The sequence below is a fragment of the Rhodococcus sp. 5A-K4 genome (assembly GCF_046097995.1).
Classification (GTDB): Bacteria; Actinomycetota; Actinomycetes; order Mycobacteriales; family Mycobacteriaceae; genus Rhodococcus_F; species Rhodococcus_F erythropolis.
The window spans coordinates 103192-117084 of the sequence record NZ_JBJURM010000014.1; the positions used below are offsets into that span (position 1 = coordinate 103192).

Here is a 13893-nt window from a genome sequence, read left to right on the forward strand (position 1 = left end):
CGGATCAGATGGGCGCGCCCCTCCACAACAAGCCGAATCCGAGGGGCGAGTCCCGTGGCACGAGTCCGTGAAGAATGGCCAAATCCGCTGAGCGGTTGGCGCTTTCGAGTAAGGCTCCGGCTGCGAAGTTCGAATACGTTGGTTAGGCACCTGCCAATGCCCGGAACATCAGATGGAGCTGCGCCTTCTCATGCCTGTGATCGAATCGACCGAAACCTTCCACCCGACGGTGTCCCCTTCTGCGACCGAAACCCCCTTGCAGTCGACAAAAGATGTGGACGACGAATTCAGCCGTCTGATCGATTCCTTGACACGACGCGGGTTCCTGACCGGTGCGGCGGCGCTCGGTGCACTGGGCGCACTGTCTGCATGTTCGAGCGAATCCAGCGGCACCGAAGCCTCGGACGAGTGGGTCGACATCGTCGTCGCGGACCAGACCTACCGCCTCCCGCGGGACCCCAAGCGTGTCGTGGTGCTCGAAGCCCGAGGCGCCCTCGATTTTGCACTACTGGCCGAGTACCCGATCGTCGCGACCAATTGGGATCCGAAGTCTCAACTCATGCAGAAGGTACCCGCCGGCGCAGCTCGCCTCGGTGGGACGAACAACGAACCGAATGCCGAATCGATACTGAGCTACGACCCCGATCTGTTGGTTGTCGGGAAAGGCTGGTGGGATTACTACCAGGACAAGGGCCTGCTCGGCACTGACATCGCCCCGGTGCTCGTCGTTGACGAGGGCACGACGGGCTCGTCCTGGAAACAGGCCATGACCGCGCAGCTCACGGCGCTCGATCGCCGCGAAGTCGCCGAACGCGTCATCGCCCGATACAACGCCGAACTTGCTCAAGCGCGGGCCAAGATCGGTGGTCTCCTCGAAGGCAAGTCGATTGCGATCGCCGGTGCAGACAGCGGTCAGATCTGGCTGCAGAACAACACGTTCGCCGTGTCGGTTGCACAGGACCTCGGCCTGAACGTCTTGACTGACGCCGCCCATGCCGCACCCGATCGGAAGGATTCGACGTTCTACAGCCTCGAGGAGCTCGCGATCTTCGACCAGGCCGACTTCGTACTGCTACAGAACCCCGACGCCGTCGAAGCCGAGTCGCCCACGTGGAAACGAGTTCGCGCTGTCCAGGACGGCCATGTCGGACAACTGCGATACGACCTCAACAACGGCCTCGCTCTGACTGCGATGGCCCTGGCCGCTGATATCGCCGAACAGGTACAGGTCATGCGCTGACATCCGTGCGGGCATTGGATCGGTACTGGAGTGACCCCACCACACCTGGTGGGGTCACTCACGCCTCCAAGCGGAATTCGCCTCGCACCTGGCGTACACCGTTGATCTGCACTTCGACGGCATGGTCGCCGGCATAGTACTTCCGGGTACTGATCGGTTTGAAGGAATGCCTCTTCGCGATGCGGGCCGGCACCCCAGGCTCGAGCGTTCGTGTTGTCAGTTTGAAGACCTTCGGCGTCGTGGTCCCGTTGGCCTTCACGTGGTGGACGATGTAATCGATCACGACGGTGACGGACTCGCTGCCGTTGTTCGTGACGGCGAAGTCGAAAGTGAGTTCTCCACCCGCATCGACTATTTCGCGGTCGATGACGAACCCTTCGACCACGACGTCGGTGGGCGGCGAGAACCCCAGAAGAGACAGAGCATCCGGGTCGCCGGCCTTGATCAACGTCCGCAATGCATGTTTGACGATTTTAAGTGTGTTGGAATCCGGTGTCTGTAACCAACGCTTCGCAGTCGACACGGCGAGCGCTGCGTCAGCACGACTGAGATCGTTGAGATGGTTTGCGACCGAACGTCGTACGTATTCCGAATCATCCTGATACAGCTCGTCGAGAATGGCGATTGTCGACTCGGGACACGCCGTCAATTCTTTCACTCGTCTTCCCCAGGGCAAACGAGTACGAGTGCCTTCGGTCGCCAAGCGCCGGACGTGTTCGTCTTCATGACCGGTCCAGGTGAGTGCGATCGCCAGCGAACGGTCAAGGTCCGTCTCGAGAAATGTGCGAATTGCGAATTCGGCCGTCAGACGCGACGTCAGCTCGGCAAGCAGAGCCATTCCCTCGTCGAAATCCGACTCGGAGCCACTTCGTGTCGCCGTGACGGCGACAGCTTCGGTCACCGGCCAGATCATCCAACCAGTGAAGGTCTCCGCTGAAAGCGCACGGCGGATGATCTCGGCGAAGGCCGGAAGATCCTGAGGCAGTTCGGCAGTCATCGCGTCCCGCACAACGCGGGTACGTTCGCCGAGACTCATACCGTCGAATTCGGATGTACTACCCCGAACGAGGGCGAGGCGTGTCTGACCGGAGGCTCGCTCGAGACAGCCTGCCAGATCGGCGACGACGGATTTCCCGAGCAGTTCGTCAGCGGTGGGCATCAGGGGCACACCGTGAGAGCGGAAATCCGATCACCGTCGAGAGAAAAATGGTGATGCAACTGGACGGGGCTTCCGGGAAAATCACCCTCGACCTTCACCGACACGACAACGGCCGAGCCTGGGGTGTTGACCGACTCGATCTTCTGGGTAAAGGTGAACGCCGTCGACACGGCGGACTTCCACGCCACGATTTCTTCGATGCCGACATACGTCCGGCCGTCGTCACGCACCACCGCGTCTTCGGTGAACACGTCACGGACGTCTCCGCCGTCGAAATATGCGCGCGCTGCGCCTGGCACCTTCGCTGAGTCGATCATTCGCGAAGAGTACTGCTGGGGTCCGACAGGTTCGGCGAACTCACTGCGCGAGCGGACGCCGCCAACTGAATCTCCATCAACAGCCTCGTCGAGGGCTCGGACAGGTCGGTATCTGTTATCTCCTCGACCCTTTTGATCCGATACCTGAGTGTGTTCGGGTGAATGCGAAGCTGCTCGGACGCGCGTCGGACATCGCCCGAATGCGCGAGGTAAACGGAGACGCTTTCACGCATGTTCGACCCGTTACGCCTGTCGTAGACGTCGAGCGCGTCGATTCTCGGATCGTGCAGTTGCTCGTCGGCCGCAATCGCGTCCATGATTTCGCCCAGCAGCACCGGAGTGCGCGAGTCCGCGAGGGTGGTCACACGAACATCCCCCGACGTTCCGTCCAAGACCCGATCCACTTCGGCGCGAGCCCTAGCCACCTCAGTGAGCGTCGAAACCGGCGACGAGACTGCGGCCCGTAAACCCGAGGGCGACAACTTGTCCAAACGCGCGACAACTTCACGGGTCCACGAGACTGTGGATTTCACGGATTGGGTTCGCGGAAACAGCACATAGATCCGGGCGCCGAATGCACTCACCAGCGATTCACGATGAAAGGCACTGGCGTGCAGGCGCAACGACGACACGAGCTCACCCGAAGCCGACAACACGCTGCCCCCGACACTCGCCACGCCGATCACCATCGCGGGTCCGGACATCGGGATGGACAACGAGGCCGCCAGAGAAGGAACATCGACGCCGCCGCCGCGAACCCCGAGCAAGCGCTGAACCTGTATCGCCTCGTTACTCGGCGCGTCTCGGATGCGCGAAATCAGCCGAGCTGCAATGGCCGCGGCACCGCGGAGTACTCTGTCGGCATCGCCGGCGATGGGAAGCGGGCCTTCCTGAACCCAGATCGTGCCGAGTAGATCAGAACTGAAACCGCTCTCCCCCTTGACGTTCTCGGAAATTCTGCGAATGGGAACCACCAACCGTCGCCTGATCGCGAGGTCTTCGTGCGCAGGCACCTCCACTACGTCGTCACTTCGCCGCAAGCTTTCGAAGACGCCCCACTCCTGCAGCTTCCGGAGGTATTCCCGAGGTCCTTCACGCCCGAGGATCGATTGCCGGCGGAGCTCGTCCGCAGCATCCCCTGATGCCGAATAAGCCATGACGTGGGAACGCTCGTCCTCGATGCTGACCATCCCCCGGGTGAGTGACGCGACGTTCTGCGCCAGCTCGAACAAGTCTGTGTCACTGCCGAATACAACGTCCTCCGAATCCTGACGAGATACCGAATGATCGAGCACGCCCCGGATCGTAGTGAACAATCGATCCCAACGAGCGTCCGGATGGACTGCCATCAAGGCGATCCCGGCGCGCTGTGCCGCCGCGCGCACCGACGTGTCCGAGGCCTCCTTCGACATGACGGCCCGAGGCGCTGATCCCTTCTGATCGACGCGGTTCAGCCAGGCTGCCAATTCGGCTGCACCGATACCGACAGCGAGCCAGAGTTCAGAGGATTCGACGTCCGCGGTTCCGGGGCGTGTGAGGTCCCCGACCTCCGCGAACACCACGGAGTCGACGAAGACGTCATCACCTGACGGCGCGAAGACGAGCTCGACAAAGGCTCCGCCCAGCGCCCGAAGGACCGCGTCGAGCCTGACCTCACGGATAGCCACGTACCACCCACTTTCCGGACCGTTCCAACGCCTCAATTTCGAGAATAGTGCATTTTCCTGCGGAAATGGTTCAGCCGATCGAACAAACAGCGTCCGAGAAGTTTGGCCGATCAGCGGATTACTCGCCGACTCCTTTCGGCTTGACTGATGACGACACGACAACTGCCCCACCCATCAGTCTGCCGAAGGATCGTCATGGACGCCGTCACCAATGTCCCCCACCCAGCCAACGAACCGGTCAACAATTACGGGCCGGGAAGCCCGGAACGATCACGCCTACGCACCAAACTGACCGAACTGGCCGAGACACCCACCGACATCCGACAGGTCATCGGGGGCGTCCACCGAACTGCGGAAGGCAAGCGGGAGAACGTAGTTCAACCACACCGTCACAGCTCGGTCATCGGATCGTTTGCGGGCGCAACGCACTCGGATGTTCGTGATGCCATCGACGCCGCTACGCTCGCCGCCCCGGCCTGGCGCGACCTCTCGTTCGACGACCGCGCGGCGGTCTTCCTCCGCGCCGCCGATCTACTCTCCGGCCCGTGGCGCGAAACCATCGCCGCCGCAACAATGCTCGGTCAGTCGAAGACCGCATATCAGGCCGAGATCGATGCCCCGTGCGAACTGATCGACTTCTGGCGTTTCAACGTCGCGTTCGCACGCCAGATACTCGCCGACCAACCCGTTTCCGCTCCGGGAGTCTGGAATCGCGTCGAATATCGACCACTCGAAGGTTTTGTCTACGCGATCACCCCCTTCAATTTCACCGCCATCGCCGGAAATCTCCCCACCGCACCGGCCCTGATGGGCAACACCGTGATCTGGAAGCCGTCACCGACGCAGGCCGTCGCGGCGTACCTGACGATGCAACTACTCGAAGCCGCCGGCCTCCCACCCGGGGTGATCAATCTTGTTCTCGGCGACGGCCCCACGGTGTCCGAGGTCGCGCTGGCCGACCCTCGCCTGGCGGGCATCCACTTCACCGGATCGACCGCAACGTTCCAGCGTTTGTGGCGTGAGGTCGGAGCCAACATCTCGAACTACCGGACGTATCCGCGTCTCGTCGGCGAAACCGGCGGCAAAGATTTTGTACTCGCACACAGTTCAGCAGACCCCGACGTACTCACGACGGCATTGATCCGCGGGGCCTTCGACTATCAGGGACAGAAATGCTCGGCCGCGTCACGGGCATTCGTCCCGAAATCGGTGTGGGCCAAGATGGGCGACACGTTCATCGACACAGTGTCGTCACTGAAGTACGGCGACGTCACCGACCTGACGAACTTCGGCGGCGCCGTCATCGACCAGCGTTCCTTCGACCGCAATGCCGCCGCGATCGTCCGAGCCAAGTCGACCGGCAGCCTCACCATCGCAGCAGGCGGCGACTACGACGACCGCGAAGGATTCTTCATCTCGCCGACGGTCCTGCTCGGTGACGACCCCAGTGACGAGGCCTTCAGCACCGAGTACTTCGGCCCCATACTCTCCCTGCACGTCTACGACGACTCCGCACCGAATGCCTACGCCGACATCCTCGCTCGTATCGACAGCGGATCCGCGTACGCCCTGACCGGTGCCGTGATCGCCACCGACCGTGCGGCCGTCGATCAAGCTCACCACGGTCTGCGGTTCGCCGCCGGAAACTTCTACGTCAACGACAAGCCGACGGGCGCGGTAGTCGGACAACAACCCTTCGGCGGCGCTCGAGCTTCCGGTACCAACGACAAGGCCGGTTCACCGCAGAACCTGCTCCGTTGGACGTCGACACGCACCGTCAAGGAAACCTTCGTTCCTCCCACCGATCATCGCTACCCCCACCAGGACGTCGATCCAGCCGAGAGCGAGAACCGTTGATGAGTGCCGTCTCGCTGAGCAACCCGCTGCGCCCGGTACTCCTCGCGGCGGCACGCTCGTCGCGGCTGGAGAAGACAGTCTCCGGGATGACCTTGACCCGCAAGCTGGTAGACAGGTTCGTCGCCGGGGACGCGGAACCCGCAGCGGTGTCAGCCGTACGCGACATCCTCACCAGTGGCCGGTTCGTGACGGTCGACTACCTCGGCGAGGACACTACCGATCCAGCTCAGGCAACAGCTACCGTCGACGCCTATCTCTCCCTTCTCCGCTCGTACGCAACGCTTTCCGAAGCGGCTGGGACGCAACACACTCTCGAGGTTTCGCTCAAGCTCTCCGCGTTAGGGCAGTCACTTCCCGGCGACGGCGAGAAGATCGCCCTGGCGAACGCTCACCGAATCGTCACAGCGGCAGACGAAGTGGGCGCGTGGGTCACCGTCGATGCGGAGGATCACACCACCACCGACTCGACACTGTCCATCGTCGAAGAGTTGCGCCGCGACTTCCCGACGCTCGGCACGGTCCTGCAGGCGTATCTGCACCGCACCGAGGCCGACTGCCGGCACTTCTCCGGATCAGGTTCACGAATTCGGCTGTGCAAGGGTGCATACAAGGAACCGGCCGACGTTGCGTTCCAAAAGCCCGGCGAAGTCGACGCGTCGTACCTGCGTTGCCTGAAGGTCTTGATGGAAGGTGACGGGTACCCGATGGTCGCCTCCCACGATCCCACCATGATCGACGCCGCCCTCGAACTCGCCACATTGACCGAACGGACAGCCGAGGATTTCGAGTTTCAGATGCTCTACGGCATCCGCGACGGCGAACAACGCAGATTGGTAGCCGAAGGCAATCACCTGCGGGTCTACGTTCCCTACGGCAGCCAGTGGTACGGCTACTTCATGCGTCGCCTGGCGGAACGGCCGGCCAACCTCATGTTCTTCATGCGCTCACTCGCCTCCAACAACTAGGTGCTGGAAACCGGTGGTAGCGGTGGCAACTCGAGGTTCTCACGGAAGGTACCCCCGACGTAATCTGTTCCCACGATTCTGCGCTTGCGTAGTTCCGGCAGCAGTCCGTTCGTGACGAAATCGCGTGTACGCGGATCGGCAAGGTCACCGAGCGTGATGACGTCGAGTACGCCCGCGTCGTATCGTTCCTCGATCGCGTCCGCGAGCTGTTCCGGGGTGCCCGCCGCTGCCCAGTGGCCGGTGTCCTTGGACGCGATGATCAACTCACGCAGAGTCTTTCCTTGTGATGCGAGCTTGCCGAAGATCTCGACCCGGCCCCGTCGTCGATTCACCGACGACGGGTCCGGCAACAACGACTCCGGGATCGGCCGATCCAGCGGCAATTCCGAGAAATCCACGTCACCGCCGAACATGTCGGCAAGCCTCGTGCGACCGGCGTCGAAGTCCGTCGATTCCTCGGCTTCTCTGACCAATCGTTCGACTTCGGTTTCGGTAGCGCCGTACGTTGCGTGGAACGAGCTGAAAATCAGTGGCAGTTCGTCCCCACGCCCCAACTCTGCCGCCCGGGCGCGGATCGTCTTCGTGTAGGTGACCGCGTCCTCGAAGGTTGCGAGAGAAGTGAATACGACCTCCGCGAAGCGAGCACCCAGTTCGATACCTCCGGCAGATTGGCCGGCCTGGAATTGGACCGGACGACGCTGCGGCAGGGAGGGGATGTTCAGCGGCCCCTGCACCGTGAAGTACTTGCCTCGATGCTCGATGGGGACCACCCTCGACGGATCGAGCACCGCTGAGCCCTCTCCCCGGGTCAGGGCGCCGGGCTTCCAGCTGTCGAAGAGTGCGTTGACCACCTCGAGCGATTCGGCCGCTCGGGCGTACCGCTCCTCCGGACTCGGCAGGTCCAGGTCGCTGTAGTTCTCTTCTCCGAGTGAGGAAGTGACGGCATTCCATGCGGCTCGACCATTGCTGACGTGGTCCAGGGTGCCGAACAACCGTGCCAGGTTGAAAGGGTGATGAAATGTTGTCGTGACGGTGGCGATCAGCCCCACATGGGTGGTGACCGCACTCAGCGCGGCAAGGAAGATCAACGGCTCCTGCGCGCCGATCGCGCCCTGCGCGCCGAAACTCAGCAGGTCGGCGGCAAACAGTCCGTCGATCTTGTTCGCCTCGGCCGTCTTTGCGACGTCGATCGCGGACGCGACCGTCGAAGTCGTCGGATCGATCGCGGCGTCGTAGATACTCACCGCCCCGCTGACACCGGTCACCGTCTTGAGTGGACGCCTACGATCGGCCACCGACCATCCTCCTGGCTTCGCGAAATCTGTTCCGAATTCACAACGCTAGACCGATCCTGGCTCCCGACAAGGTATTCACTCAGCCTGGTTCTATCCCTCCGAGCACCGCTTGGTCACGCACCGGATTTACGGGCCCGATAGGCGGCGACGTGCGCCCTGTTCCCACAGTTTCCGGTGTCGCAGTATCGCTTCGAACGATTGCGCGACAAATCCACGAAGACCGCTTCGCAGTCCGGGGCCTCGCACCATCGCAACCGCGAGAATTCGTCGGTTCGGATCAGATCGAGCACACCCATCGCCGCTTCTGCGGCCATCCGGTCCACCAGTGGCGAATCGTCAGCGGTGACGTGCAGATGCCAGCCGAGGTCGTCGTGCCTGGTGAGCCGCGGCCTCGCGCCGGATTCGAGTAGCAGCGTGTTCACCACCTCGACGGCGTCGTCCACTCCCGCGGCTTCCCAGAACTTTCGCAGTCGTGGACGCAGCGCACGAACCGCCGTCAATTCCTCCCGCGTGCCGTCCCGCCTGCCGGTCCAATGATCCGCGTCGAGAAACCGTGTCAGCTCCTCTTGATCCGGAAGCAGTTCAGCCCCGCCGCGGGCCGTGTTGACCAACGACGCGGCGAAGACGAGCGCCGATTCCGTGTCACCAGCAAAATGCACTTTGACTCCTGAGCTCTATCAACCTAATGTCAGCATCGTAATCGCTTTTACTCCTGACGGGTGACGACGTGAACTCTCGCAACGGCTTGATCTTCGCTCTGCTGTCCGCGGCAACGTTCGGCGTCTCGGGCCCGTTCGCGAAGTCTCTCATCGAATCGGGGTGGTCCCCCGGCGGCGCAGTGTTCGCGCGCGTTGCCGGCGGCGCACTGGTGATGATGGCGATCGCCGTAGCCACCCAATGGCCTCGCCTACGACAGGTGAGCGCCCACACGCGAACGGTACTGCTGTACGGGGTGTTCGCGATCTCGGGCGTTCAACTGTGCTTCTTCAATGCCGTGCAACATCTTTCGGTCGGCGTCGCATTGCTTCTCGAGTACCTTGCACCGATCATCGTCATCGGATGGGTGTGGATAACCAAGGGCGCGCGTCCGAGCGTGCAGACGCTTCTCGGTGCGGCGGTTGCCATGATCGGCGCCGCCGTGGTGATCGACGTCTTCGGATCGGCAGAGATCAGTGCCGTCGGAGTCGCCTGGGGACTGGCCGCCGCGGCATGCCTTGCAGTCTATTTCGTCATTTCCGAACGTGCGGACGGTGATCTCCATCCTGTTGTGCTCGCGGCATCGGGGCTCACGGTCAGTGCAGTGGTCATCGGCGCGCTCGGACTCGTCGGCGTCCTCCCCCTCCAGTTCTCGGCCTCGAACGCCGTCGTGGCAGACCATTCGGTGAACGTATGGCTGCCGGTGGTGGTCCTGGTCCTGGTCAGCACTGTCATTGCCTATCTCACCGGCATCGCCGCAATCACGCTGCTGGGGCCGACAATCGGATCTCTCGTAGCGCTGACCGAAGTGCTGTGCGCGGTCCTCGCCGCGTGGATCCTGGTCGGGGAATCCGTCACTGCACTCCAAGCTGTGGGTGGCGCAGCAATCATCGCGGGGTTGGTCCTCGCGCGCCTCGGCCAGGTTGCACCGAATCAGATACCGGCCGACCCGATGACAAATGTCATGGCAGAAGAATGACGGACGGACGAGGGATTACGACCTCGAAGCGAGCAGATTCTATGTATGACCTCAGCACAGGCACGGCATTCACCACAGGCACTGCACACACTCACTGAAGGATCGGCACACGACGCCGTCCGGTTGACCGGACTTCGCAAGAGTTTCGGAACCGTCGACGCCGTCAAGGGTATCGACCTGAGCATCCGCCCCGGCGAGATCGTCGCGTTCCTCGGCCCGAACGGCGCAGGCAAGACGACAACCATCGACATGATCCTCGGCCTGTCCCGGCCGACGTCGGGCGACGTGAGCGTCTTCGGAATGTCACCGCGATCGGCGATCGCCCGCGGACTCGTCTCCGCAGTCATGCAGACCGGCGGACTACTGAAAGAGCTGACGGTTGCCGAGACGGTGCAGCTGACCGCCAGCCTGTACGCCCAATCCCGTCCGGTCGACGAAGTGCTGGGGAGAGCCGGAATCCTCGACATCTCCGATCGCCTGGTCAGCAAATGCTCAGGCGGACAACAACAGCGGTTGCGATTTGCGATGGCGTTGCTGTCGAACCCGCAATTGCTCATTCTCGACGAGCCCACCACCGGCATGGACGTCGAAGGGCGTCGGGACTTTTGGTCCGCCATCCGCGCCGACGCAGATCACGGTCGCACTGTGCTTTTTGCGACGCACTACCTCGAAGAGGCCGATGTCTACGCCGACCGCATCATCCTGGTCAGGCAAGGCACCGTGGTCGCAGACGGGACCACCGCCGAGGTCAAGGCGATGGCGTCCGGGCGCACCCTGCGCGCGACTGTTCCAGGCATCACCGACGAACTTCTGCGAGCCATACCGAACTCCGACGCCGTCGAGGTGCGCGGTGAGTCACTGCTCGTGCACTCGGGTGACACCGATGCCGTTGCACGGTTCCTGTTGACCAATACCCAGGCTCGCGATCTCGAAATCGTCTCGCGTGGCCTCGAAGACGCATTCATCGCACTCACGTCGAACAACTCCGAAGGACAGAAATGATGACCACTGCAACCGAAGCGAACACCTACGGAGCCGAGCGAACCGTCGTACCTCTCGGCGGATTCAACACGACGCTACTGCGACTGGAATTTCGTCGCCTGACCCGCAATCGGCGCACGATGATCTTCACGCTCGTCATGCCGGTTGTCTTCTTCCTCGTCTTCGGTCTCGGTCAAGGCGACGACGACCACGGGATCGGACACGGCAATGTCGCCGCGTACATCATGATCAGCATGGCCCTGTACGGCGCGATGCTTGCAACTACCAGTGGCGGAGCGATGGTCTCGATCGAGCGAGCGTCGGGATGGAGCCGTCAACTTCGGCTGACTCCCCTGACCCCGGTCGCCTACATCGCCGTCAAACTGATCATGGCGATGCTGCTCGGTCTCGTCTCGATCCTTGTCGTCTACGTCGTCGGCGCGTTCACCTCGGCGCAGATGGACGGATCACTCTGGTTCACAACGGCATTGATCGCCTGGTTGGGATCGTCGATCTTCGCGGCCTTCGGCCTGTTCATGGGGTATCTACTCCCCAGTGAGAACGTCATGCAGTTGCTCGGACCGGGACTGGCTCTGCTCGCCTTCGGCGGCGGACTCTTCGTGCCGCTCACCGACGGTTCCGTATGGGCGACCATCGCACAGTTCACCCCGATGTTCGGCATCAACGCCCTCGCCCACGCACCGTTGACGGGCAATAGCATTCACTGGACCTGGATCGTCAATATCCTGGTGTGGTTCGCCATCTTCGCCGGCGGAGCGATCTGGCGGTTCCAACGAGATACGGAGCGTGTGTAGTTGTCGCAAACGACTGACCGAGAAGATTCCGTCGCGCTCCCGCGGCGGAATCGTTTCGGCGTTCTCTTCGCGGCGGTCTGGATGGTATTTCTCGGCGGGCCACTGATCGAGGGATGGAATCTGCGCGACGAACTGCGCGGCTGGACAGGGATTCTCGCGACGGTCGCCTTCGGTGCGCTCTATCTCTACACGTTCGCCACAACGCAGCAGCGGCGTCGAATGACAATGACTCGGCCGACGATTCGCGAAGCTGCACTGGCTTTGGCCGCCTTGACCGCGTTGGCCGCCGTGATGATCGTCAGCGTCGGGCCGACTGGTTTGGCAGCCGCACCGTATCTCGCGGTGACAGCGGTGACGCTGCTGCCGACCGTCGCGGGCGGCATTCTCGCCTTGGTGTTCGCGGCCTCCGTGGAGATAGTGAGCCTCTCGTCCGGGTGGGGGAACTACTCCGGACTCTCGCTCGGAGTCTGCGCGGCCGCATTCGCGACCTGGGGCATCATGTCCCTGATCAGCCGCAACTTCGCCATGCTCCATGAACGCGAAGAGCAGGAGCAGCGGGCAATCATGGAGGAGCGAACGAGGATGGCGCGCGATCTGCACGACATCCTCGGGCACTCGCTGACCGTCATCACGATCAAAGCCGAACTGGCCAATCGCCTACTCGATGTCGATATCGAACGTGCGCGCAACGAACTCGACGACCTCGAAAGACTTTCGCGTGACGCGTTGGCAGACGTGCGTTCAGCCGTCGAAGGATTTCGTGGGATTTCTCTTCCCGTCGAGATAGCCCGAGCACGAGAGGCATTGCGTGCGGCTGGTATCGAGGACGAGGTGCCGAGCAGTACCGACATGGTTCCCACGCGTCTTCGCGAACTCTTTGCATGGACGATCCGTGAGGGCGTCACCAACGTCGTTCGACACAGCGGTGCGACCCACTGCCGGATCACGGTCGACGAAAATAGTGCGTCGGTCGTCGACGACGGGCAAGGGGCCGGGTCGACGTCTTCCGGCAACGGTCTGATCGGATTACGCGAGCGCGCCGGAGCGTCGGGCGCACGAGTGATCATCACTCATCCCCAGCCGCAGGGGTTTGCACTTCAGGTAGTCGAACAGGAGACAGAGTGAACAGCCAGGGCGATCGAGCAACCATACGGCTGCTCTTGGCGGACGACCAGGCGCTCGTGCGAGGAGCGTTGGCCGCACTACTCGATCTGGAATCCGACCTCTCCGTGGTGGCCGAGGTCGGTCGCGGCGACGAGGTTGTGGCCGCTGTTCTCGAACACCGCCCAGATGTCGCGCTTCTGGACGTCGAGATGCCCGGCATGGACGGAATCGCCGCGACGGCGGCCCTTCGCGAGGCCGCACCAGACACCCGAGTCCTGATCGTCACCACGTTCGGACGTCCCGGATTTCTTCGCAAGGCCCTGCACGCCGGGGCCGGCGGGTTCGTCGTCAAGGACACACCCGCCAGGCAGTTGGCCGACGCAGTCAGGCGTGTCCACGCCGGACTGCGCGTCGTCGATCCCACCCTTGCGGCCGACAGCCTCGTCAGCGGCGAGTCGCCTCTGACGGAGCGTGAGACCCAAGTACTGCGCGCCGCTCACGACGGCGCACCCGTGGCAGCCATCGCAGGGGCGCTCTTCTTGTCCGCAGGGACGGTTCGAAATCATCTGTCATCCGCAATGGGTAAGACGGGTGCGTCGACGCGCGCGGAAGCCGTCAGAATCGCCGAGTCGAACGGCTGGCTCTGATCCGCGTGGCCGGAATCCACTTCCCCGGCAAATAGTTCGCGGTTCGATTCTTGACGGCGATTTGTCCAAATCACTCAAAGTAGGGACCTTCTACCCTAGGGATTTTCCCTGCAAACGACCCCCTTCGCGAGAATCCAAAACAGCTAATCGTTCGATAACTGGCTATGATGC

Annotated in this window: 13 protein-coding genes; 8 read left to right on the forward strand and 5 right to left on the reverse strand. The window is 62.5% G+C overall.

Annotated features, from left to right (window positions below):
- Positions 1-190 precede the first annotated feature (190 nt).
- Positions 191-1240 carry an ABC transporter substrate-binding protein gene (locus tag ACKAMS_RS19315; protein WP_037249600.1) on the forward strand — a complete coding sequence of 350 codons (1050 nt, stop codon included), beginning with the start codon at positions 191-193 and terminating at the stop codon, positions 1238-1240.
- A gap of 58 nt (positions 1241-1298) precedes the next feature.
- Here the strand turns inward: ACKAMS_RS19315 and ACKAMS_RS19320 are convergent, their stop codons facing one another.
- From ACKAMS_RS19320 to ACKAMS_RS19330, 3 genes are read right to left on the reverse strand one after another with little or no spacing between them, the layout of a single operon-like run.
- Positions 1299-2399 carry a DNA alkylation repair protein gene (locus ACKAMS_RS19320; protein ID WP_021345330.1) on the reverse strand — a complete coding sequence of 367 codons (1101 nt, stop codon included), beginning with the start codon at positions 2397-2399 and terminating at the stop codon, positions 1299-1301.
- Entirely contained in the window at positions 2399-2716 is a 318-nt protein-coding gene (locus ACKAMS_RS19325; RefSeq protein WP_020908852.1) for a nuclear transport factor 2 family protein, read from the reverse strand. The genes ACKAMS_RS19320 and ACKAMS_RS19325 overlap by 1 nt, the downstream gene beginning before the upstream one ends.
- Positions 2713-4383, reverse strand: a complete 1671-nt coding sequence (locus tag ACKAMS_RS19330) for a CdaR family transcriptional regulator (protein WP_084325174.1) — start codon at positions 4381-4383, stop codon at positions 2713-2715. Before ACKAMS_RS19330 ends, ACKAMS_RS19325 begins: the two co-directional genes overlap by 4 nt.
- Positions 4384-4578: 195 nt before the next feature.
- On the opposite strand from ACKAMS_RS19330, the gene pruA reads away from it, so the two are divergent.
- Entirely contained in the window at positions 4579-6240 is a 1662-nt protein-coding gene (gene pruA / locus ACKAMS_RS19335) for an L-glutamate gamma-semialdehyde dehydrogenase (RefSeq protein WP_021345333.1), read from the forward strand.
- Positions 6240-7205: a proline dehydrogenase family protein gene (locus ACKAMS_RS19340; protein WP_019745000.1), complete on the forward strand. Its 966-nt coding sequence runs from the start codon at positions 6240-6242 to the stop codon at positions 7203-7205. The genes pruA and ACKAMS_RS19340 overlap by 1 nt, the downstream gene beginning before the upstream one ends.
- On the opposite strand, the gene ACKAMS_RS19345 is transcribed toward ACKAMS_RS19340, so the two are convergent.
- Positions 7202-8500, reverse strand: a complete 1299-nt coding sequence (locus ACKAMS_RS19345) for an NtaA/DmoA family FMN-dependent monooxygenase (RefSeq protein ID WP_020908855.1) — start codon at positions 8498-8500, stop codon at positions 7202-7204. The genes ACKAMS_RS19340 and ACKAMS_RS19345 overlap by 4 nt on opposite strands.
- 113 nt (positions 8501-8613) lie before the next feature.
- Positions 8614-9159: a CGNR zinc finger domain-containing protein gene (locus ACKAMS_RS19350; protein WP_020908856.1), complete on the reverse strand. Its 546-nt coding sequence runs from the start codon at positions 9157-9159 to the stop codon at positions 8614-8616.
- A 68-nt stretch (positions 9160-9227) separates the two neighbouring features.
- Here ACKAMS_RS19350 and ACKAMS_RS19355 point away from each other — a divergent pair, with 68 nt between their 5' ends.
- From ACKAMS_RS19355 to ACKAMS_RS19375, 5 genes are read left to right on the forward strand one after another with little or no spacing between them, the layout of a single operon-like run.
- A complete protein-coding gene (locus ACKAMS_RS19355; RefSeq protein ID WP_021345335.1) occupies positions 9228-10175 on the forward strand; it encodes a DMT family transporter in 948 nt (315 codons plus the stop codon).
- Between the two features lie 45 nt (positions 10176-10220).
- Positions 10221-11177 (forward strand): ABC transporter ATP-binding protein, encoded by a 957-nt coding sequence (locus ACKAMS_RS19360; protein WP_019745004.1) that lies wholly within the window; start codon positions 10221-10223, stop codon positions 11175-11177.
- The gene (locus tag ACKAMS_RS19365) at positions 11177-11971 is read left to right on the forward strand and encodes an ABC transporter permease (protein ID WP_019745005.1); all 795 of its coding nucleotides are present in this window, start codon (positions 11177-11179) and stop codon (positions 11969-11971) included. Before ACKAMS_RS19360 ends, ACKAMS_RS19365 begins: the two co-directional genes overlap by 1 nt.
- A complete protein-coding gene (locus ACKAMS_RS19370; RefSeq protein ID WP_021332163.1) occupies positions 11972-13096 on the forward strand; it encodes a sensor histidine kinase in 1125 nt (374 codons plus the stop codon).
- On the forward strand, positions 13093-13722 hold the full coding sequence (locus tag ACKAMS_RS19375) for a response regulator transcription factor (protein WP_019745007.1): 630 nt from the start codon (positions 13093-13095) through the stop codon (positions 13720-13722). Before ACKAMS_RS19370 ends, ACKAMS_RS19375 begins: the two co-directional genes overlap by 4 nt.
- Positions 13723-13893 lie beyond the last annotated feature (171 nt).